Annotated in this window: 22 protein-coding genes; 8 read left to right on the plus strand and 14 right to left on the minus strand. The window is 37.8% G+C overall.

Annotated features, from left to right (window positions below; all coding sequences use genetic code 11):
• From recJ to ABD682_RS03840, 6 genes are all read left to right on the plus strand, one after another.
• Positions 1–1695 carry a single-stranded-DNA-specific exonuclease RecJ gene (recJ, locus tag ABD682_RS03815; protein ID WP_344739172.1) on the plus strand — a complete coding sequence of 565 codons (1695 nt, stop codon included), beginning with the start codon at positions 1–3 and terminating at the stop codon, positions 1693–1695.
• 2 nt (positions 1696–1697) lie between these two features.
• Positions 1698–2969 (plus strand): MFS transporter, encoded by a 1272-nt coding sequence (locus tag ABD682_RS03820; protein ID WP_344739174.1) that lies wholly within the window; start codon positions 1698–1700, stop codon positions 2967–2969.
• A 132-nt stretch (positions 2970–3101) separates the two neighbouring features.
• Positions 3102–3602, plus strand: coding sequence for a hypothetical protein (locus ABD682_RS03825; RefSeq protein ID WP_344739176.1), 501 nt, complete (start codon positions 3102–3104; stop codon positions 3600–3602).
• 240 nt (positions 3603–3842) lie between these two features.
• Entirely contained in the window at positions 3843–4802 is a 960-nt protein-coding gene (locus ABD682_RS03830) for an alpha/beta fold hydrolase (protein WP_344739178.1), read from the plus strand.
• Between the two features lie 120 nt (positions 4803–4922).
• The gene (locus ABD682_RS03835) at positions 4923–5924 is read left to right on the plus strand and encodes an NADP-dependent oxidoreductase (protein WP_344739180.1); all 1002 of its coding nucleotides are present in this window, start codon (positions 4923–4925) and stop codon (positions 5922–5924) included.
• Between the two features lie 15 nt (positions 5925–5939).
• Complete coding sequence (locus tag ABD682_RS03840) at positions 5940–6473, plus strand: GNAT family N-acetyltransferase (protein ID WP_344739182.1); 534 nt, start codon at positions 5940–5942, stop codon at positions 6471–6473.
• Positions 6474–6839: 366 nt separating this feature from the next.
• Here the strand turns inward: ABD682_RS03840 and ABD682_RS03845 are convergent, their stop codons facing one another.
• From ABD682_RS03845 to ABD682_RS03865, 5 genes are all read right to left on the minus strand, one after another.
• Entirely contained in the window at positions 6840–8480 is a 1641-nt protein-coding gene (locus ABD682_RS03845; protein ID WP_344739184.1) for a DUF1501 domain-containing protein, read from the minus strand.
• Between the two features lie 19 nt (positions 8481–8499).
• Positions 8500–10209: a DUF1800 family protein gene (locus tag ABD682_RS03850; RefSeq protein WP_344739186.1), complete on the minus strand. Its 1710-nt coding sequence runs from the start codon at positions 10207–10209 to the stop codon at positions 8500–8502.
• A gap of 546 nt (positions 10210–10755) precedes the next feature.
• Complete coding sequence (locus ABD682_RS03855; protein WP_344739188.1) at positions 10756–11538, minus strand: UDP-2,3-diacylglucosamine diphosphatase; 783 nt, start codon at positions 11536–11538, stop codon at positions 10756–10758.
• 146 nt (positions 11539–11684) lie between these two features.
• Positions 11685–12140, minus strand: a complete 456-nt coding sequence (locus ABD682_RS03860) for a 6-pyruvoyl trahydropterin synthase family protein (protein ID WP_344739190.1) — start codon at positions 12138–12140, stop codon at positions 11685–11687.
• Between the two features lie 125 nt (positions 12141–12265).
• Positions 12266–13600, minus strand: coding sequence for an MATE family efflux transporter (locus ABD682_RS03865; protein WP_344739192.1), 1335 nt, complete (start codon positions 13598–13600; stop codon positions 12266–12268).
• An 85-nt stretch (positions 13601–13685) separates the two neighbouring features.
• Between ABD682_RS03865 and ABD682_RS03870 the strand changes: the two genes are divergently transcribed.
• Together ABD682_RS03870 and ABD682_RS03875 are read left to right on the plus strand one after the other, a co-directional pair.
• Positions 13686–14480 carry a universal stress protein gene (locus ABD682_RS03870; RefSeq protein ID WP_344739194.1) on the plus strand — a complete coding sequence of 265 codons (795 nt, stop codon included), beginning with the start codon at positions 13686–13688 and terminating at the stop codon, positions 14478–14480.
• A gap of 637 nt (positions 14481–15117) precedes the next feature.
• Positions 15118–15516 carry a hypothetical protein gene (locus tag ABD682_RS03875; RefSeq protein ID WP_344739196.1) on the plus strand — a complete coding sequence of 133 codons (399 nt, stop codon included), beginning with the start codon at positions 15118–15120 and terminating at the stop codon, positions 15514–15516.
• Between the two features lie 29 nt (positions 15517–15545).
• On the opposite strand, the gene ABD682_RS03880 is transcribed toward ABD682_RS03875, so the two are convergent.
• The 9 genes from ABD682_RS03880 to ABD682_RS03920 form a co-directional block, all read right to left on the minus strand.
• Complete coding sequence (locus ABD682_RS03880; protein WP_344739198.1) at positions 15546–15926, minus strand: SpoIIAA family protein; 381 nt, start codon at positions 15924–15926, stop codon at positions 15546–15548.
• A gap of 358 nt (positions 15927–16284) precedes the next feature.
• On the minus strand, positions 16285–17499 hold the full coding sequence (locus tag ABD682_RS03885; RefSeq protein ID WP_344739200.1) for an MFS transporter: 1215 nt from the start codon (positions 17497–17499) through the stop codon (positions 16285–16287).
• 77 nt (positions 17500–17576) lie between these two features.
• Positions 17577–18587, minus strand: a complete 1011-nt coding sequence (locus ABD682_RS03890; RefSeq protein WP_344739202.1) for a DUF6090 family protein — start codon at positions 18585–18587, stop codon at positions 17577–17579.
• Complete coding sequence (locus tag ABD682_RS03895; protein ID WP_344739204.1) at positions 18584–19312, minus strand: DUF6090 family protein; 729 nt, start codon at positions 19310–19312, stop codon at positions 18584–18586. The genes ABD682_RS03890 and ABD682_RS03895 overlap by 4 nt, the downstream gene beginning before the upstream one ends.
• 20 nt (positions 19313–19332) lie before the next feature.
• On the minus strand, positions 19333–20088 hold the full coding sequence (locus ABD682_RS03900; RefSeq protein WP_344739206.1) for a DUF6090 family protein: 756 nt from the start codon (positions 20086–20088) through the stop codon (positions 19333–19335).
• 8 nt (positions 20089–20096) lie between these two features.
• Complete coding sequence (locus ABD682_RS03905; protein WP_344739209.1) at positions 20097–20834, minus strand: DUF6090 family protein; 738 nt, start codon at positions 20832–20834, stop codon at positions 20097–20099.
• Between the two features lie 21 nt (positions 20835–20855).
• Positions 20856–21614 (minus strand): DUF6090 family protein, encoded by a 759-nt coding sequence (locus tag ABD682_RS03910; RefSeq protein ID WP_344739212.1) that lies wholly within the window; start codon positions 21612–21614, stop codon positions 20856–20858.
• The gene (locus ABD682_RS03915) at positions 21611–21742 is read right to left on the minus strand and encodes a hypothetical protein (protein ID WP_344739214.1); all 132 of its coding nucleotides are present in this window, start codon (positions 21740–21742) and stop codon (positions 21611–21613) included. Before ABD682_RS03915 ends, ABD682_RS03910 begins: the two co-directional genes overlap by 4 nt.
• A gap of 26 nt (positions 21743–21768) precedes the next feature.
• A complete protein-coding gene (locus ABD682_RS03920; RefSeq protein WP_344739216.1) occupies positions 21769–22815 on the minus strand; it encodes a DUF6090 family protein in 1047 nt (348 codons plus the stop codon).
• Positions 22816–22947: the final 132 nt, after the last annotated feature.

Raw genomic sequence — 22947 nt, forward strand, 5'->3', positions numbered from 1 at the left:
ATGCGCTGGACCCTCAAACCTAAACCAGATCCTGAACTTATAAACGAATTACAAAAAGCGTTGGATATTGATGCCACGCTCGCCACACTATTGGCACAACGCGGCATTACGAATTACGAAGAAGCAAAGCGTTTTTTCAGGCCACAACTTGAAGATCTCCACGATCCGTTTTTAATGCGCGATATGGACAAAGCGGTAACACGCATAGAAAAGGCGCTATCCGAAAATGAAAATATCTTGGTGTATGGTGATTATGATGTTGATGGTACCACAGCGGTTTCCTTGTTGTCACAGTATTTAAAAACGCGAACCACTCAAGTATATACCTATATTCCGGATCGTTATACCGAAGGTTATGGCGTGTCTTATCAAGGCATCGATTTTGCTTCGGAGAATGATTTTACCCTAATCGTAGCTTTGGATTGTGGTGTAAAAGCCATTGAAAAAGTAGCTTATGCGAAAGATTTGGGTGTCGATTTTATTATTTGCGATCATCACCGTCCCGGAGAAACCTTACCGGATGCGGTGGCTGTTCTGGATCCGAAACGATCAGATTGTGAGTATCCTTATAAAGAATTGTGTGGTTGCGGTATTGGGTTTAAATTGATTCAGGCTATGGCAACCAGGCAAGGAGAAAGGGTGGAAGACCTTATTCCATATTTGGATTTAGTAGCCACTGCCATTGGGGCCGATATTGTGCCCATTGATGGCGAGAATCGAACCTTGGCTTATTTTGGTTTGCAGGTGATCAATTCTCAACCGCGACCGGGTATTCAGGCTATTTTGAACCAGGTTGAAAAGGAAATTCTCACCATTACGGATGTTGTTTTTATTGTGGCTCCCAGAATTAATGCCGCAGGCCGGATGAAACATGGTGAAGATGCGGTGCAATTATTAACCGAAACAGATGTAGCTAAAGCCAATAGCTATGCGGAAGCCATTAATAATCATAATCTGGATCGACGTGATGCCGATAAACAAATCACTCAGGAAGCTTTAGCTCAAATTGAACAATTAAACGAACAGGAACGTCTCACAACAGTAGTGTATCAGGAGGATTGGCACAAGGGTGTTATTGGAATTGTGGCATCTCGCCTTACAGAAACCTATTACCGTCCAACACTGGTATTTACAAAAAGTGGTGATAAGCTGGCTGCTTCGGCGCGTTCGGTGAAGGGTTTTGATATTTACAACGCTCTGGAAGCGTGTAGTGATTTTATTGAGCAATTCGGCGGACATAAATATGCAGCCGGACTCACGTTACATCCGGATAACTATGAAGCCTTCAAACAGGCCTTTGAAGATGAGGTGAGCAAAACCATCGATCGAAAATTACTAATTCCTGAAATTAAGATTGATGCCCAGATCGACTTTCAAGACATTAGCCCAAAATTTTATCGTATTTTAAAACAGTTTGCGCCTTTCGGTCCGGCTAATATGACGCCTGTTTTTATGACTGAGAACGTTTATGATACCGGTTATGGGAAATGTGTCGGCTCTGATGAAAGTCATTTGCGGGCTACCTTAACACAGTCTGGAACCAACAAACAAATTGTGGGTATCGGATTTGGATTGGGTAATAAATTAAATGTTATTTCAAATAAAAAACCTTTTAAATTGGTATATACTGTAGATGAAAACACCTGGCAAGGTCAAACGAGTTTACAGCTTAAAATTAGAGATATAAAAGCATAATTATGGCGAAAACAGATCCGTATGCGGCCCTGAGATTTAAAGAATTCCGAATTTTTTTATTGGTAAGATTTGTATTGGTTTTTGGTTGGACCATGCAATTTATTGTGATCGAATGGGAGGTATATAGTTTAACCAAAGACCCCTTATCATTAGGGTTTATTGGTTTGATGGAAATTATACCCGCGCTTTCCATGGCCTTATTTGCCGGGCATATTGTAGATCAGCGAGAAAAACGGAATTTACTAGCCACCTGTATCGCCCTCTTTTCCTTAATAAGTTTAGGATTGTTTTTACTTACCTGGGAACCGGTGGTAGGGGATTGGAGCACTAAACAAATTCTATATAGTATTTATGCCCTCATTTTTTTCGGAGGGTTTTTACGTTCGTTTTTTGGCCCGACGATATTTTCCTTATTGGCTCTCATTGTACCTAAAAAGAATTATCCCAACGCTGCAACCTGGAGCAGTTCCACCTGGCAGATGTCGGCTGTTTTAGGTCCGGCTTTTGGCGGATTTGCCATTGGTTGGCTGGGTGTGCATTGGGCGCTTTGTATTGTTTTCGGGATGGTATTTTTATCCTTTTTGATCTTATTGCAGATTAAACGTAAACCTATTTTAAATCCGAAAATTGGCGAGCCTGTCCTGGAAAGTTTAAAAGAAGGCGTGCGTTTTGTATTCAAGACTAAGGCTATTTTAGGTGCCATTACTTTAGATATGTTTGCGGTATTATTTGGAGGAGCCATTGCTTTATTACCCATTTTTGCTCAGGATATTTTAAAAGTTGGTAGTGAAGGCTTTGGTGTGTTACGGGCAGCTCCGGCCGTAGGAGCATTTATTACCATGCTTATTACGGCATACATCCCGATTAGCCGAAAGGCCGGTATGAAATTATTGGCTGCCGTGTTCGGATTTGGGGTGTGCATCATTGTTTTCGGCTTATCTTCTATTTTCTGGGTATCGCTGGTAGCCTTGTTTTTCAGCGGCATGACCGATGGCGTTTCCATGGTGATCCGGCAGACGATCTTACAGATCAAAACTCCGGACAATATGCGGGGTCGGGTATCTTCTGTAAATTCAATGTTTGTCGGGTCTTCTAACGAGTTAGGCGCTTTTGAAAGTGGCTTAACGGCAAAACTTATGGGAACGGTTACGGCGGTAGTATTTGGTGGAACCATGACCTTGATCACCGTTGTGACTACCGGATTGGTATCGCCGACCTTTAGAAGGCTTGACCTTACCAAAGATCTCGAAGCCCATGAAAAGGGTGAGGAATAAGTTCGTCATTACGAGGAGGAACGACGAAGTAATCTCATGACAAGAATTTCAGTTTGAAAGTTTGCTTCACTCTATTTGCCATGAGGATCAAATAAAATTGATTGATTTTAATAGAATAATAAAAGGCGATAAATGAAATTAATTATCCTTTTTGCAATACTCTTTTTGAGTTTACAAGTAAATTCCCAAATTGAAAATGATTGTGTGTTCAACAACGATTTTGAAGGATTAACCATGGAATGGCTTCAGGAATTAAATCAAACTCATTTTATTTGGAATGAGATAGAACAAGTAGCTGAAAAAACCGTAGGGGAGGATTCTATTAAGGTTTCAAAAGGAGGTTGTGTTCATTTTGGGACTGAAGTTGAATTCGTTTTTGGAAATAATAACAACGCTTTGGATAACACTGATTATTGGTTGAAAAAGGCGATAGAAATCGCAAAAGCATTTGACTTAAAATGGTATGAGGAGGCTTTAAAAAGCAATAACTTTAAACGTTTTAGACCTGAAAAAAATCAACTTGTTTTTGATATTAATGATGACGATATTTCAGATAATTTATTTTACGAAGGAGTCATTATTTCTAAAGAAAATAACATGAATAAAATGAGTCTTTCAAAGTATATGAATTAAATATTGAGCTGTTTTTGTTTTGTCCGAAATGAGATCTACCAAACTTTCGCAGATTGTGTCACTTCTTTCGCAGAAACCTTAACAGATGGCCGAACCTCCCAGTCTCGCATGCTACTGGCAGGGAAAGGCTCAAAGAAGGATTTATGTAAACAAGAGGGATTTTATTGTTTTGTTTAAAAATCCTTCATAATTCTCTATCTTGGGATATTGTTCAAGATGACATTAAAAACCATTTAATTTATGAAAAAAAATACCTTTCTGATCCTGTTCTTTTTTGTTGGGTCTGTTTTAGTAGCTCAGAATTTTCCGAATAGTTTAACTGACGGGAAATATTATACCGTGAACGGGGCCAAACTATGGACGATTACTGTAGGGACCGGAGACCCTTTAATTTTGATTGCCGGAGGGCCGGGAGGTACGCATGTAGGGTTGCGTAGTTTTGACTCCTTGAGTACCAATAGAAACATCAAATTGATCTATTATGATGGTTTTGGTCGCGGTAAATCGGATATCGCCAAAGATGTTTCGGAATATTCTTTAGATCGTGATATTGAAGATTTGGAAGGTTTGCGCAAGGCTATGCATTTGGATAAAATTAGTGTTTTAGGACATTCCTATGGCAGTTTGGTGGCACAAGGTTATGCGCTGAAATATGGCGAACATTTGAGCCACCTTATCATTGCGAATGGGTTTCATAGCTATGTGATGTGGCAGGAAAATGATGATAATTCTAATCATGAAATTAAGGAAAATTATCCAGAGGTTTGGAAGGACCTGATGGCTTTTCGCGAACAGGGTGGTATTAGCAGTGATAGTATTCATCAGAGTATTTACAGTCGGGTACCCTATGGCTTTTTATATGCGTACAATCCTGAAAAATTTAAGAGTAGGAGTTCCTCCGATTATCCGAATCGTTTTAATAGTAAACTGTACTACCAAATGGTTGGGAAGGATGGCGATTTTTATGTGACCAGTGATATTGGGAATTTTGATTTCAGAAAGCAGCTCATCAATTTAAAAATGCCGGTTTTGATCCTGGCAGGTCGTTTTGACCGCGTGGCTGTTCCAAGCATGATGGTGAAATACAAGGAATATTGCCCTCAGGCCAAATTTGTGATGTTCGAACATAGCGGCCATAATCCGCAGGTGGAAGAACCAGAGAAAGAATTTCCAATTATTACGGATTTTTTGAAGTCATAGCAGCTTGATTATCCTGATTATCTGCTTTCAAATGGTTTTTGAGATACGTTTCAGCCTTTTTAATAATTATTTGCTACCTTAAATGGATGAAAATTGAATTAAAACGATAGCAAGAATCTTATGAAAGCACTTCAAATTACCGGCTACGGAGACATACAAAAAAATCTCAGGTTTAATGCCATTGAAAAACCAAAGGTTAAATCCGATGAGGTACTTATTGAAGTTTATGCTGCGGCGATTAACCCCGTGGATTATAAAATTGTGGAAGGTGCCTTAAAGCAAATTCGGAAGCTAAAATTTCCTTCAGGTACTGGTTTTGATGTGGCAGGAATTGTTGTTGAAACCGGAGATGCCGTAACAGGATTAAATATTGGAGATAAAGTATATTCTCGTGTACCAACTGATGCTCCGGGAACCTTTGCGGAATATGTTTCTGTAGTTGCTGATGCTGTGAGTATAAAACCTGCTAACCTCAGTTTTGAAGAAGCCGCCGGATTACCTTTGGTGGGTCTTACATCCATGCAAGCTTTCGAAACGGGAGCGTTTAAAAAAGGAGATAAAGTATTAATTCATGCCGGATCTGGCGGGATTGGTTCTTTTGCCATTCAGTATGCGAAAAGTCAGGGCGCTTTTGTGTATACCACAACTAGTACTAAAAATGTAAACTGGGTAAAGGAGCTCGGTGCCGACAAAGTTATAAACTATAAAAAGCAGGATTATCTTGGGATAGTTCGGGATGCTGATCTCGTTTTTGATACGCTTGGTGGGCATTATACCGAAGACGCTTTTAAAGTGATTAAAGAAGGAGGCCATGTGGTGAGTATTGCCGGTATTTTGGATAAGGTCACCGCCAAGAATTTTGGATTAAATGGGATTATTAGATTTATTTTAGCATTGAAACGGTTGCCAGTAACCATAGCCATGAAGCGTAAATCGGCACATTATAAATTTATTTTTGTCCATCCCGATGGTAAACAACTTGATGCGTTGAGAGATCTGGTGGAAGCAGGAAAAATTAAACCGGTTATTGATAAAATTTATGATTTTTCTGAGGCCATTGACGCTTATCATTATCAAAAAAGTGGTCATGCCAAAGGCAAAGTCATCCTTAAAATGAAATAAAACTTTGGATTAAAAATGAACGATCCCGCCATAACAACACTGTTTGAAACTGAACGCTTAATTTTAAGACCTACATCGGTTGAAGATGCCGCTTTAATTTTGGAACTGTTAAACACCCCAAAATGGTTAAAGTTTATTGGCGACCGGCATGTTAGAACCCTCGAGGATGCCAAAAACTATATTCTGGAGCGCATATTACCACAGCAAAACAGATTGGGTTTTGGGTCTTTTACCATCATCAGAAAAGAGGATCATAATAAGTTAGGAACCTGCGGATTATTTGATCGCGAGGGCCTGGAAGGTATTGATCTTGGATACGGTTTACTGCCTCAGAATGAAGGAAAGGGTTATGGTTTTGAAGCAGCCAACCAATTAAAGCAATTGGCTTTTAAGACTTTTAAACTTAAAGAAATTCACGCCATTACCGTAAATGAAAACGTGGCATCTAAAGGTTTGTTATTAAAATTAGGCTTTACACCGCAAGGCACAACAAAACTTCCTGATGACGATACTGTGTTACTTCTTTATTCTTTAAGGAAGACTCCTTAGATTTTTCATTCTAATTTAAGTTGCTTCTGATGTTTGTTGAGATTCCCGCCTTCGCGGGAATGACAATCAAGGAGCTATAGTGCCACATTGATGGTCTTGGTTATTGCCTTATCCCGAAATGTATTTAAAGATTGCTTCACGCTGTTCGCAATGACGGTTTTATTCGTTATTACGAGGAGGAACGACGAAGTAATCTCATGAAGAGAATTTCAGTTTGAAAGGTTGCTTCGCTATACTCGCAATGGTGTATTGATTAATCATAATAACAATTTCATGGACAACGATCTAAACCTAAAAAAACACGCTTGCTTTTTCCTTGTTACAGGAAGCAGCAAACGTGTTTGAACAAAATGAGAATTTGAATGACTAAATTTTTACTATTTTGTGGGATTCTTTGGTTTTACCATCATTAATTTTCACGATATACAGACCGCTGCTTTTATCAGCCATGGTACTTACACTAGCTTTTCCGTCGGTTACAGGTTCAACACTTTTGGAAAGGAGTCTGCCCTGAATATTATAAATTTTAACTTCTACGGACGATGCCGTTTTGATACCATTTATCCAAACGATACTGCCAGAACGCACAGGGTTAGGGTAAATTTTCCATCTCTTTATAATAGCTTCCGGATCAGCGGTACTCAATGAGGAACAATTTAAGTAGGCATTTAGATCATCTTCTATCAGCCCGTCTATTTTTCCATTGGTAAAGCTTTCATTGTTAACATAATCAAAGAAAGTGGCATCAACAACCGTATCATTTGCACCCAGAAAATCTTGTAAAAGCGTACCAAAGATTTGACGATAATCAAATTGAAAAGTATTTAATTGAAAATTATTTTCACTGTTAGCTTCTGAAAGATCAGGATTAGTTCCTGACACACCTCCAGCGAGCGGTTTTCCAAAAACGAACATCGGGCCTACTTTACCGTGGTCTGTTCCTAAATTATTATTTTCTTTAGCCTTTCTACCAAATTCAGAAAAGGTCTGACCAACAACATTATCCGCAAGTTGTTGTGATTCCAGATCATTCAGGAAGGTCTCTATCGCCTGTGAAAGTTCTGTAAGCAATGTGCTGTGGGCTCCAGTGGTGTCACCTGATCCCTGTGCCTGATTATGGTGGGTATCATAACCTCTCGCATGAACCATAAACACCTTAGATTTCAATCCGCCACTGATAAGTCGTGCTACAGTTTTAAATTGATTTGCTATACTGTTATCCTGATAATTGGATGTTGCGTTTTGTCCGGCATTAAAAGCATCCGTAATGGCTTTAGCGTACTTGTTAGATAACCCATCAGCCCCAATAATATAGCGTATTTGGTCACCGTTATCAGTGTTAGGTATATTGGTTGGTGCATCGCCTCCAAAACCGCTGATTACAGAATAGAATCCTTCCAAATCCTGCTTATTAATATTCATTGAGATTCCTTTATTTGAATTGGGTATAAATGCCAGAGAGTTTACGTTAGAACCCAACTCCACAGCCAATGGATACGATTCCTCTAACAAATCGGGATGCTGATTTTCCAAAAAGCGACCTACCCAACCTGAACTGTCGTTATTCGCATTGGACTCTCCGTCGTTACCTGATAGGTACAAATCGGTACCACGAAAATGGCTCCCATTAACACCGGGATAACCGCAGGATTGAAAGATTCGAAGCTTCTCCTGATCATAAAGCGTTTTAAATGATGTAAGTGCCGGATGAAGTCCCATCTGTTGGTTCTCGTCCAGAGTGCTGTCCAGGGTTATATATTTGTGCGTTCCCGAATCAGGTATTCCAAGTGTAGGCCTCAGGTTTCTATACGTGTCATATTGATCAAGGGGAATAACGGTATTTACTCCATCGTTTCCTCCTTGTAAAAAAACAAGCACTAATTTTCGGTTGGAGAGATCACAGTCTAAATATGGTAATGAGGAGCCTAAGGCTGCCTGCAGTTGAAAAGGGGTAAGAGCAGCAGCGGATGCTGCGGCTGATAATCTTATAAAATGTCTTCGTTTCATAGCATTTGGGGCGTTAAGTTTACATTGTTTGAAATTCGGGGGCATTAACCATGGCCGTGACAAGGGCATTTAGTCGGTTTCGAACCACAGAATCCTCAGAAGGATCTACTTTGTAGGCCGTCCATGCACTGGTCCAATAGTAATCTTGAAATCCTTCATCAACTAAGTAGGATTTGAAGTAGTTTACGCGATCGGTATCTATGGATTCCGGGTATAAAAGATCAGAAAGTTCCACAATTAAACTATTAGGATCTGATGGATTTGCACAGTTGTCTTCCACATAAGAAACGGGATCTAAACGAGGAATAAAGGACGCTGACCTCCCATCGCCAATATTATCATCACCGGTAAGAAATGCTGAAACAAGCTTATATCGTGCAATGATTGTAGATGAATCAAACCAAAGTCGGTCGTAATCCGGTTGTTGATAATAGGCCGGGTAACCTGCCACACTATCCGGATCAAACAAGTCAAAACCAATGGATTGGAATACCGATCTATATAAAAATTTAAAGGCGAATCCATAAGTCCAATTTAAACATTCTTGCAATTCCTCTTCTGTATAATTATCTCCTGCAGGTTCTGGAGGGACAGCATTTGGTACGTCACATTTAAAAACGGACATAATTTCTAATATTAACTGCAATGGGCTTTTTATCATGCAACCAATAATTTCGTCGGTGGCATCATCATTGTCTGCGTCATAAAAATGCGCACTCGAGAGTAGTTTTTTTAGAGCAGGAACAACTTCAAAGTCATTGTCAATGAATTCGTCAGCCAAGGGTTCAATGATATCCCGTTCCACGTCATCATTCCAATGACTTTTTACAAAAAACCGGTAAAGTTTTCGAGCATAGGCCCGGGCAGTTTCCCGTTGTGAAAAGATCATGTCAACAAAATCGTCTAATTCTCGCTTCATTTCAGCCTCGAGCTCTTGATAGGACTTACCTTGTCTATCGGCACCCAAAATGGTTTGATTGTTGAAGGCAGCGCTAAATGTTTTGTTTCCGAAGTCATGCTTATTAGTGAGGCGCTTTCCACATCGGATACCTGTGTCGGGATCGAAAGTAGTTCGACCTCCATCTATACCATAACCCGTTAATAGTCTGGCAGCTTCTTGAACATCAGATTCGGTGTAGTTGGTATAATTTTCGGGACCTATTTGTGGACCTTTCATAATGGTAAATAACTCCATGAATTCTCTGGCGTAATTTTCGTTTGGTGAGCCAGCATCATTTTGGTCGTTACTTAAATAGTCTAACATAGCTGGATCAAGCGTCATTTTTGTAGCGAAGATTTTTATATTTCCTAGAGCATAATAATCCAATAATCTTAGATGATCATAGTAGCGAATCGGTCGACTTCCTCCTACTCTTTTTTCCATTGAAAAACTCGTGTGTAAAAAAAAGGACATTTTGTATTTCAAGCTTGGAAAACGTGTGGCATTATACAGCCACCAACCTGTAATGTAGCCGCGGTCGTTGTCTCCTTTTTCTGTTCGAACTGGGTCATCCAGGAAATAACCTTCTGCATTATGGCCAGCTTTTGGATTGAAAGGTGCTCTAAGCGTTTGGTCTGTGTAAGATAGTAATAGGTCTACAGCCTCTGAGGCTGTTTTGCCCACAAGGGCATTAATTTCATCGATGTTGTAAACCCATGTTGCGCGTCGTAATAAATGTTTAGCCTTACGAAAATCAAGGGTCGTTGAGAGGGGTAGAATTGAGGGCATAGTGAGGGCTTTTTTTGTACAATGATATAAAATTAATCAAATAACTACCTCATTTTCAATTATAAAACTACCACAGTTATGCGGTTTATCGAAGATTTTGGATTTTTTTGAAATTAATTCTTACAGCGATGTAATTTTTTTTTGCGTAATTTTTTGAAACCTATAAATCATTGCGAGGATTCCTGATTTTGAAGGATTTAGCATTCCGGTTTAATATGGGCAGATGGCTTCGCTCTTATAATATGAACGGTTGAGATTCCCGCCTTCGTGGGAATTACATTTATGGTGGGATAGTGTCAAATTAATAGTGTTCGTTATTCCTGCGAAGGCAGGAATCTATTTAAACAATGCTTTTCTCAGTATGACGATTGAAATTCTTCGCTTTAATTTGAATGATAAGGAGGTCTCTATTAACAGACTGCTTCGGTTTGCTCCCATGAACGGTTGAGATTCCCTTTTTAGCGGGAATGACAATCATGGTATGATGAGGTTAAATTTATGGTCTTGGTCATTCCTGCGAAGGCAGGAATCTATAAATGTAATGCTTTACTCCTGAGGTGGAATGGATTCATCTTCTTTAAATTCTTTTAATTCTAAGGTTTCGCCATCAAAAACAGCGAAGGTGAAGTAATGGATCCAATCGCCAAGATTGATGTATTTTGCCGAGTCATTTAGATCCATATTTAAGGGTAAATGGCGATGGCCAAAAACAAAATAATCCCGATGTTTTTTGGCGAGTTGTTCCTTGGAATATTGAAACAGCCATTCTTGATCTTCTCCCAGAAACTCTTTGTCGTCTTCGCCGGAAATGAGTTTGTTCTTTATTGAAAGATACTGTGCTACCCGCATACCAATATCAGGATGCATCCAACGAAACAACCATTTAAAAACAGGGTTAGTTAACACTTTCTTCATGCGTTTATAGCCTTTGTCGCCAGGGCCTAAACCGTCACCGTGACCTATGTAAAAGCGTTTGTTATTGAATTCGAATTCTTTGGGTTCGTGGTACACAGGAATATCCAGTTCGTCTTCAAAATAACCGTTCATCCAAAGATCGTGGTTGCCCATAAAAAAATAGATAGGAATACCGGAGTCGCGAATTTCAGCGAGTTTCCCGAGGGTGCGTGTAAAGCCTTTAGGGATCACGGTTTTGTATTCGAACCAAAAGTCGAAAAGATCGCCAAGCAGGAAAATTGCGGCTGCATCTTTTTTTACGTGATCGAGCCAGGCAACGAACTTTTTTTCACGTGGTCGTGATTCTTTGATACTAGGTGCCCCGAGATGATTATCGGATGCGAAGTATATTTTTTTTCCTTTTGGAATTTGCATGTTGTAAATATAAATAATTCCGTTGAGCTCCTTAGGATTTTTTGCGTTAGAACTGCCTGCCGGCAGGTAGGGATTGAGGCTTTGTTGGAGCGCCTTGCAAAGCGCGACTGCCGAAAGCCCGACCACGCCCTCGGCGTGGGAACGCACTAATTATTATCGTAGGCAAACCACTCGGCAAAAGAACTATCGGTTTCCTGAAGTTTTAGCGAGTGTAAGGCGATGTTTTTGGGAAGGCGTTTTTTAATTTTTTGAGCAAAATCGATAACCATCATTTCGCTGGTTGGTTGATAATCGACAAGCAAAACATTATGGCCTTGCTCTTTGAGGATTTTAGCCAGCTCCACATGCGGCGTGTTTTTATTGAACACCGTAGCGTGATCGAAAACTTCTACAATCTCTTCTTTTACAATTTTTTTGAGGTCTCCAAAATCGATAACCATTCCGTATTTTACGTGGTTACTATCGGAAATGGGTTTGCCGATAACCGTTACATCGAGCTTGTAACTATGGCCGTGAACGTTTTTGCATTTACCGTCGTAGCCGTATAGGGCATGACCGGTTTCAAAAGAAAATTGTTTGGTAATTCGGATGTGATTGCTCATTAGTAACGGCGCATTCGGTTATAAAAATAGATGATGATCAAAATTAACGCGAAGAGGAAAAACAGGCCCCGACCGCTTATAAATGACATAAAGTTCATAGGGTTGTGCTAATTTATACAACAAAATTACATTTTTTGCGCTAGCGGTAAAAATTGTGACCTAAATTTTATTACCAGTGGTATGCCGCGGGCAACAATCCATAGGGTTAAGGCTATGAATATAGCGTAAAGTTTAAGTTCCAGGGAATCTAACCAGAATAATAATGGAATGAATACTAAAAAGGTAGCGCCAAGGAGAATGTTGCGTAAAAATTTCATTTGGCCTAATCCTTTAAACATCCCGTCGAAGATAAAAGCGATAGCGCATAAGGGTTGCATGAGAAGGATTACCCAAAACACCTGATAGAAATGTTGAAGGACCTCGGGATCGTTTGTAAATAGTCGGCCGATTGGATGGTAAAAAATACCTCCCACAATACCCAGTATAGCACCACCAATTATACCATACCGCAGTAGTTTATTACTTAGGGTTATAAGCAAATCGTAGGCTTTGGCACCCAGTAATTTTCCTGACAGGATGTTGCCGGCACTGGCATAACCATCGATAAAAAAGGCGCAGAAAAACCAGAGGTTGATGGCAATGGTATAGGCCGCAATATGAGCAGCGCCATAAGCCGTTGCAAACCGTGTTGCAAAATATAAGGTTGCATTTAATGCCAGGGTGCGCACAAACAAGTTAAGGATCATGATAATAAAAGTCTTGATCTCTTTGTTAAAAGGAAACTTTGGCATGAGCGGTATGCTGGTTTTTTTTAATAAATAGTATCCGGATAGTAGCGCCATGAGGCCTTGTGCAGCAACACTGGCATAGGCGGCGCCGGCAATATAAAGCGGCGAAATATAACCTTCGACACCGTACACTAAAATATAGTCGAGAACAATATTGGTAACAGCCCCAACAATTGCGATGATCATGGGGTAATAGGTGTTTTGAAGTCCACGAAAGGTTCCAAAAACAGCAATACTAAAAAGCGTAAAAGGAAACCCAAAGACACGAATACGATAATATTCTACACTGTAATCCAGAATAATATCAGAGGCATTGTACAGTTTGAAAATGGGTTGGGCAAAAGGAAATGTTGAGATAATAATAACAATACTTATAGCGGTAATAATAAATATGGCTTGCGCCGGAAGATTTTTTATAGCATGCACTTTATTGGCTCCCAGATATTGTGAAACAATGGAGGAGATGGCACTTCGCGTTTGCCCTAACACCCAGATAAGCATCGATAAAAAGGTTCCTACAATACCCACGGCGGCTAATGACTCGGTAGGATGGAGATCAACATTACCTATTATAGCGGTATCTGTAATGGAAAGAATGGGCTCTGCAATGCCGGCAATCAGGGCCGGAATGGCCAATTTATTAATGTGTTTTAATTGAATGGATTCTATCAAGAGAATGGAATTCTTTACGGACTTTAAACTTTGTGTAATTGGGTTTAACTAATTTTGTGTAAATTTAGTTCTAATACTTTCAAAAATGAAAAATATTTTAGTTCCTATAGGTACCTCTAAAAATGCCTCTCGCCACTTACAATATGCTATTGATTTTGCTGAAGCTTTTGGCGCGAAACTCTTTGTGATACAAGTTTATAATGTGTACACAAGAGCCGGAACGATGATAAAAGTTGACAAAATTATTGAGCGCGAAAGCCTGAAAACCTTAAAGCGATTGGTGGCACGAATAAATACTAAAGGTGTTGATATTACTATTAAGGTTTTGAAAGGTGATTTGATCGACACCCTTGAAATGGCTTGCAAAGCCGCGGATATTGATCTGCTCATGGTAGAGCCACGAACTACCTCTGTAAAGGATGAGGTGTTCTTGGGAAAAACATCGGGAAAAATTATTAAGCATACGCAAATTCCGGCGTTGATTGTTCCCGAAAAAACGGTTTTTAAACCTTTTGAAAATATTTTATTCGCGGTAAAATCTGCACTATTAAGAAAGCCTGAAGCTCTAAACCCTTTAAGAGAAATTAAGATGACCTTTAATGCTAAAGTGAATTTACTATTGGTTAAGACGACCTTTTATAAACCTTCTGACTTTAATTTGGGTGAGGAAATGAAGGGCATCACAGATACAGTACAAAAAACAGAGAACCCAACAACATATCAAGGGGTTTTACAACATCAGGAAAGTATTAAACCAGACCTCTTATGCGTAGTTCGCAGAAAACGAGGCTTTTTCACTAAACAGTGGGAAAAAAATGTGATCCTGAAAAAAGAATTTTCCAGTAAGATCCCGGTATTAGTATTAAGTGGGCTTAAATAAACGTTCTACTAATGCTACCTGATTACCGTTTTTTTACGCTTAAAATATTTAAAAGCCTGAAAAACAAACCAAAAAACAATAAGCGTATTGATACTTGCGAGTACAATTAGGGCAATGAGGGAATAATTATGATTTACCATGACTGAAAGATTTATAAGTAGATTAGTTAATTACTTTTTCATAATTATGAATAAAAGTCTTTTGGGACTACCTTTATCCAATTCATAATATTACAATATAAATTTTATAAACTCCTGGTTTTCAGTTAAAAAATAGAAAAACTTTAAGTCACAGCAGCTAAAAACAATAGGTTATGATAGATTTAGGGAAAACTTATCAGATTAAGTCCGGCTCTACTGCGTCTCTCTCAACGCAAAGCTCCGGGCATGATTATTTAAAGCCGCTGTCGACCTAAGAAGTTACTGCAAACCACCAAAACGCAGTAACTTTAAACTATAGTTTTCAAGGTTAGAAAGTAGTCCTTATTAATTAAATAATAATTTAGCTTTAAGCAATTTCGGTAAGGACTTATCACATTTAAAACCATAGTTAAACAAATTATTAACCGATACAATATTACTTGTTAAATATTTGAATATTGTATCTTACACGCATATTAAACGTATACTGTACGATTATGAGAAACCCCAAATCTCTGAAACCCGCAACATGCCTGGCTTGTGGTAAAATTTTAGAAGGTCGCAGTGATAAGAAATTTTGTGACCAGTACTGCAAGAGTTCCTACCATTATCAAAGATCGAAAGCGGAAGAGCCTCGATTTTATAATAGAGTGGACAACCAACTCAAGCTTAATCGTAAAATTTTAAAACAATATAATAAAGCCGGGAAAGCTACCATTCGATCTGAAATAATCTTTAAAGAGGGTTTCGACCCTAATTTTTTCACCCATTATTGGAAAAACGCCCAAGGCGATGTGTACTTGTTTGTTTATGAATTTGGATTTTTAAAACGACAAGAGCATGGTAAAGCTAAATATGTGCTTATAAAATGGCAGTCCTATATGGAAAGTAAATAAGACAGAGATTTTCATTTAAATGACAGCGTTTATTTTTTCAAAAAATCCAAAGCCTTATCCATTTGCGAAGCATCAAAATAACGCTCTTCAAACCCCTTTCGCAGGCGTTCAAAAAAGAATCCGTCAATGGGAACTAACGCTTTTAAAATCTTAGAGTGGGCTACAATAGCCAGATTGCCCATCTGTTTATAATGGCGTAAGGTCCAGATAATGTCTTCCATAAAGGCTTTCGTACTGCTATGACTCAATTTTAATTCGTCTAGTTTAATTAGAACATTCACATAATCAAAGCCTTCAGCCAGCTTTTCATTAAAAAACTTTTGACATATTTTTTCGTCGGTTTCGGTAAAACCGTCAATAATTTCAACGGCGAGGATATTGCCTTCGTAAGTGTCGATTTGCTCAATCATGATATCAAGATTTTAATTTTAGAAATGTGTTCTAACCCTTTTCCTCAATCAAGCCATTTTTAAATAAATTTAATACTCTTAAAGAGCAATTAAAAATTTTAAACGGATGGATTTAATCTAAATTATCAGGACTATTAATAGTTCTTCCGAAGAAAAAAATACACCGGAAAACTTATCAATAAGACTACGGCGATACCTTTTGATATCAAATTCATTGAAAACTTTCCACTACTCCAGATCATGGTCCCGGTTTGTGTTTCAGAAAAGCTACAACTTTGATAAAAAAATAATATCATGAGTATCAAGATGAATAGTGCAAACCTGCGATTTAATTGCTTTTTGCTCAGAATGCTTACGTTTAAGATTTTAAGTTTTTTGGCATCCTGAACTTAATAATAAGAGAAGATAAAATGGTTAAAAAACCAATTAGAAGAAAGGCATATTTCAACCCAAAAATATCAGCCGTGATCCCGGAAATTATAGCTCCAAAAGCATAACCCAGATCACGCCAAAGTCGGAAGGCACCAATACTTTCCGCACGTTGTTTCGGACTTGTAGCTTGTGCGATGGTTGCTAAAAATGTAGGATATACCAGCGCGGTTCCCAACCCTAAGCCTACTGAAATACTTGCTAACCAAAAATAGCTGGTGGCAAATGGCATAAAAATTATGGCAATACCTTGCAAGAACATGCCCCAAAACAACATTTTCTTTTTAGAAAGATGATCGGACATTTTTCCGGTAAAAAGCTGGCCAATGCCCCAAACCGTTGGATACAATGCCGTAATAATTCCAATATTCTGGTTATTAAAATGAAGTGTAAGCAACAATATTGGTAGTAAACCCCAGATCATGCCGTCGTTGAGGTTATTTATAAGTCCGGCCTGCGTTACCGAGCTCAGCGTTTTATTCTTAAAAGTGGTTTCCATAAAAACATGACTCAACACTTCAGTTTCATTTGTTTTACTTTCTACATGAACATGGTGCCGTGTGTCTTTTATCCACAATATAGTGACCAATAAACCCATAACCGAAATAAAAATTCCAACATAAAACGGATATGGTGTTACCCCATAGGTCTGGGCCACATAACCTGTTAAAAATGCCACAATACCAACAGCCAGATAACCTGAAAATTCGTTTAATCCCATAGCTAAACCACGATCTTTTTCGCCTACCAGGTCTATTTTCATGACTACGGTGCTACTCCAGGTAAGCCCCTGACTTAAACCTAGCAGCATATTGGCGGCAATAACCCAATTCCAGCTTGGTGCATAGATCAGAATAAAAGGAATAGGAATGGCTAAACACCAGCCAAAAAGCAGTAAGGATTTTCGGCCAAAGCGATTGGCCAACTTGCCTGTATAATAATTAGCGACGGCCTTGGTGACACCAAAAGCCACTATAAATGATAAAATGGCCGACTTTGAAGCTAAACCAAATTCCTGTTCGGCAAATTGGGGAATAATACTGCGCTCCAAACCTACCATACCGCCCACAAAGGCATTTACCAAAACCAATAGACTGAATTGTTTCCAGTTTTGTTTTAGTCCGAGTTGAATGCGTTTCGCCATGAGTTTTGGTTTTGGTAATTCGCAAATTACAACTATTTCAAAAATTTTTTATTTGAAGATTTTTTTGGTTTCTGGCATTAGTTCTTAACACATTTTGTAATACCGGTTCTTGAAGTTATCTTAAGTAAAGTTTGATTTCCTTCCGTTTCAAATTTGAAAATGAGCTGATTTAAAAAAAATGTTTTGTCTTTGTACCAATAAAGTGTTAGGTTGGTAAAGTCTTCATTACCAACGAACTTGATATAAGGTTTTCCGTTTTCAACTTTTATTTTAATGTCATTTGAGTCAAATAATTTTGGCCCCTCGTGAATTGTATACGTACCCTCTAATTTTTTCAAAAACAGCGAATCCTTTAAATGATAAGTCATGAACTCAGGAACAGGACTTGATTTACCTAGCAAGCTGTCTATTTCATGATATACGTCGATAGCTTTAACTTTATATATATTGGTGTCTTTCGTTAAATTCTTGAGATCATTCATAAAAAGTCCAACGCCATTTCTGTAATTCATATCTGTTTTATAGAACGATTCGATGTCCGGGGTAATTTTCCCAAACTGCCAATCTAAAAACCAGGATTTGTTTTTGGCAATATAATCCAGAGCGTTATAAACAGTGTTTCGGATGCGCTCATTGTAAACCGGAATATCCTGAGCGGTATTTATGTATAAATCATTTAAATCTTTGAATACCTCGCCATATTTTTTGGGAATATTGTTACTGTTTCGTGTTAAATTAAGATAGCCGTTTTTATGAATAATAAAATTTGAGTAATAATAGATAAAACCATATTGGTTAATATCTAATTTATCAGCCATATACAATTTCCGCAGGGAGTCTTTACTCATAAAACTTTCAAAAACTTCATTGGCATTTATAACATCCTCGGTTAGATCTTTTTGAATATCTTCAAGAATGGTGTTTATTTTGCTTTCATTTTGTTTTTTCTCATTCCAGTTGTTGATCTGTAAAGCAATTAAAATCCCGATAACGACCAAAATAATTTCACCAATGGCGTATTTCAAATAGCTGGTTGTCTTATTTTCTGCCAGCAATTTTTGACGGATGTTTCGAAAGAGTTTTATCATTTTTGATTGAAACTTTGTAAGGTTTTTATGAGTTCTTCTGTTTTTTCAGAAAGCAACTTGTCAGACTGAATTCGGTATTTGTTATAGGTTATTTTTGAATTTATCAAATTATCAAAAACTGTAATAAATTCGACCTCGTTCAAATGATCCCAGGTTTCCGACTTAAATTTTTCATTAATTGAAAAATACCTGTTCTTTTCAGGTCTGGTGGCCAGATCGTTCATTTTCTGAAAAGCACTCTGAAATTCTTTTAGAAAAAGCACGGTGATGCCCTGAAAATAGTCCTGTTGTGACAAAAGTGAAAGCATCAATTCCTGAACATGTCTGGGATACAACTGAATATCGCCGGATTCTTGAAGCGCTTTTAGGGTGTTATTGCTATACATATTTTTACCGTCTATGGCCGGATTGAACTCAAACCTGGCGATGTGCTTCATGGTATCGATCGTAGCGCTGTTTGAACTCAATCGGAGCTCATAAGCATCAAATTGCTCAAAATCTTCAGTAATAGCCTGGTGTCTTGCTTTGAAATCTGTAGTGTCTTGTTTCAATTCGCGCAATAGAGACCGGGTAAACTCGTTTCTTTTGATCAGTGCTTTTCGTCCTTCATTCCAATTATTTACCTGAAGAGCAATCAAAATGCCAATAACGACCAAAATAATTTCACCAATGGCGTATTTTAAATATTTCACCGTACCGCTTTCTGAAAGCGTATTTTTTCTCATTTTTCTGAAAAAATTGACCATTATAAACTGTTTTTTAATTGTTGTGAGAGCTCATGGTTTACTTTAATTAGATTATTGTTCAAACGTTTAAATGCAGCAAATAAATTGAGTTGCATCGAGCACTGTCCTCTATAGATGCTATGAATTTTTGGAAGATCCGCTTCCTGCCACAGTGCGTCCTCCAGTTTATCCTGAACGATTATTTTAGAAGCTCTTCCTCTAGCCGTACCGGCCAAAGGAACAGTTGCCAGGTACTGGGTAAACATATTTTTATAAAAAGTTAATTGCGATTCATGAAACCCTTCAACAAAAGAGGCGTTTTGATAATAATTTTGAATAGCCTCCGCAAGGCTCTGATCAAAAAACTCAATATTTCCCGTTGAGGTTAAACTAGCAAAAGTATTCTTGTTTATAGGTTCATTCGTCACAAAGGAGGGATCGTGTTCATACCTGATAATATGGTTTAGAGTGTCTAAAGTAGCCAATGGACTTGATAAACGTTTTTTGACTTTCGCCAGAGCGTTTAAACGGCCTGTCAGATTTTGATTCTCGACTATCAATTGAATACTGTCTTTTTCCAAATCGGAAATTAAGGATTTGGTGTAATTAACGCGACTCTTGGCATGCTTTTGGGCCTCGTTCCAGTTGTTGATCTGCAAGGCTATTAAGATTCCAATGACAACAAGCACAATTTCACCTAAAGCATATTTTAAATAGCTCGTGGTTTTATTTTCACTAAGCAGTTTTTGGCGGATGTTTCGAAATAACTTTATCATATTTATTTTTATTTCTTGAGTTCCTGATCAATTCCTTTAATTACGTTTTGTATTTGAAATTTCACCTCATTTAATTTAGTAATTCCATGGTTTCTCGTATCCACAATTTTATGAAGCATGTTTATAAAAGCATCATTCCGTTTTAATCCTTCATAATCATTAGGTTTTCCTGAGGTTGGTTTTGTCGGGTCGTAATCCAATGAAACACGAATATGCTCATTAAAAATAGGATATCGAACACTTTGGGCCAAGACCCACTCCGAATGGTCGTAATCTTTTATCAGGTTGGCAAATTCGTAATCGTACAGATGTACAATATCTTTTCTTAAACGGTCATTTTCAATTAAATCCAGACCTTTGTTTTTAAGGGACTCGTAGGCTGAATAAGAAAAATAAGGACTCGCCCAATTGGTAATTTGTCCGAAAACGGTATCTAAAGAGGTGTCATAAGGCAAATCTTTTTCCAGGTATGTTATAATTTTTAAATTATTCTTAATTGTTCTGCTATTAAAAGCGATGTTATCATTGACTTCTAAAATGGAGGCTTGTAAATCAGATTTAATATCCCGGAGTATCAAAGCTTCTTGAAGTTTAAATTTCCTCTCCTCATTCCAGTTATTAACTTGTAAAGCGATCAAAATTCCAATAACGACCAACAAAATTTCTCCCACGGCATATTTTAAATAACCTATGGTCTTATTTTCTTTAAGCAGCTTTCGACGTATATTTCTAAAAATTTTTATCATTGGGAAAATGGGTAAAACAATCTATTTGATTTCGGATTCTATTAATTGAATGATTTTATCCTGTTTCGCTTTTAAGGGGGAATAACTGTTTTTCTCTAAATTGTCTAGCGTGGCCATATATAAATAGAGGTAGTTTTCAAATTGAGGGTTTTCAAGAAATAAAAAATTGTTTGGTGGAAACTTACTGGGCGACATGCCGCTTAAATCAAAATTTAGTGTATTCAGGTGATTTCTAAAATTTCCTTCTTCAAAAAAAAATTGAGCAGCATTATTTCCTTGCAAAATAACGAAGTTCTCTTGTGAATGCACATTATCCAGAACCGACTCAAATGATGACAGCTCTGACCTGAGATTCCGATTTGAGATTACGCCCAGTTTTCCGGAGTTTATTACTTCAAGCAGAGTGCCCAGACTTGGTGTTACCTTAGGCATGCCTGCGAAGGCATCAGCAATAAGATGGTTGAGTTCTTTTCCGTTATAATCGGGAAGTTGCGGACCGGTGTATTTCCCGATTTCCACGGTTGCCTTCAAATTAGAATTACTCGTTTTGATAGCCTGATCGAGACCTTTCTGATTGCCTTGAAATTCTTTAAGTAAGGCCTTTAATACCTTTTGTTCTGTTGCTTTTTCCTTTTGGTGTTCATTCCAGTTATTCACCTGTAGGGCAATCAAAATTCCTATGACCACCAGGATAATTTCACCAGTGGCGTATTTTAAATAGCTCATGGTTTTATTTTCCCTAAGCAGTTTTTGGCGGATGTTTCTGAAGAATTTAATCATAAGTTTTCGGCGCTATTATTGTTTTCCTGAGTTTCAGATTTTTCTCGTCGGATCTTTATAACCAATCGAATTACAATGCGAAGGATTAAAGCAAAGGCAACGAGATATATAATTTCTTTTGTTTCCATGATTTAATGTTTTAATTATATGGGTCTTAATTGTTTTCTAAAACCAAGAAACCATATTTTACAGGAGCATACCGGGTTTTACAATCGCTACCCTCTTGAATATATTCATTTTCATTAATGCTGGGCATATAAAATGTATTCGGTTTGAGCGTAAAATTTAGAGGGGAAGCTCCATTTTGTTTAATTTTTTTAAAGGTTTTGAGCTCATCCGTTGCGTTAAATACCAAAACCGAATTACGAAAACCTAAAGATTCAGGTTGCATTACCAAAGATGTATCACAAGGGTACGATTTGAAGGGTTTTAAATGATTGGCTATTAAAAGGTCTTTAATATTCGCGCTGGTTTTATTTTCTTCAAGTGATTTTAATTTCCAAAGCATAATCAATGATAAATTACGAATGTAGGAGCCGTAATACACATTTTCATTGAGTTGAAAATTAAGGTAGTGAATGGCCTTATTTCGGAATTCCGGATTTGTCTTTATGTACTGTTCCCTTTTCAAATTCGAAAGACTGTCTGTATTATAAAACCAGGATAAATCATCAGCAAATTCCTTAAAGCGTTGTAAGCTAAGGTCTGTTGCTTTCGATTCCCAGACCCGTCGTTCCAAAATGGTTTTTTTCAATTCTTTTACCACCGGAAGGAAGTCTTTCTCTTCGGAGGTCAGGTCTTTTTCCAGAGAAATCCAGTGATCTAAATTCTCCGTATTTAATTCCCTTACAAACGTATCAAACAGGTCAAAATCGCCATAAAAAGATCCGAAATTTTCATTGTCGGGGCGTTCAAAATGACCGTTGGTTTTCAATGCTCTTAAAATATCTCCAAGAATATAGCCTGAATTTACAAAACCATTGGTTTCACCAATGTTATCCTCTAACTCTTGTTTTAAAGAACCTATAGTCTCTTTTACTTCAAGTCTTAATTTGCGATGCTCATTCCAGTTATTTACTTGTAGAGCCATTAAAATTCCAATGACTACCAATATAATTTCACCAATGGCATATTTTAGATAACCGATGGTTTTCCCATCTTTAAGCATCTTCTGGCGGATATTTCGAAAAAAGTTAATCATGGTCGTTCTTCTTATTTTTTTTCATTTGAATGAACCTGGAAACAAGCCTAACGCCTAATCTGGCAAATAGAATAACGGCAATTACAATAACGATGTCGAATCCACTCATATGTAGCTTATAATTTTTGAAAT

Origin of the sequence: Gaetbulibacter aestuarii (assembly GCF_039537665.1) — a bacterium.
Lineage (GTDB): Bacteria > Bacteroidota > Bacteroidia > Flavobacteriales > Flavobacteriaceae > Gaetbulibacter_A > Gaetbulibacter_A aestuarii.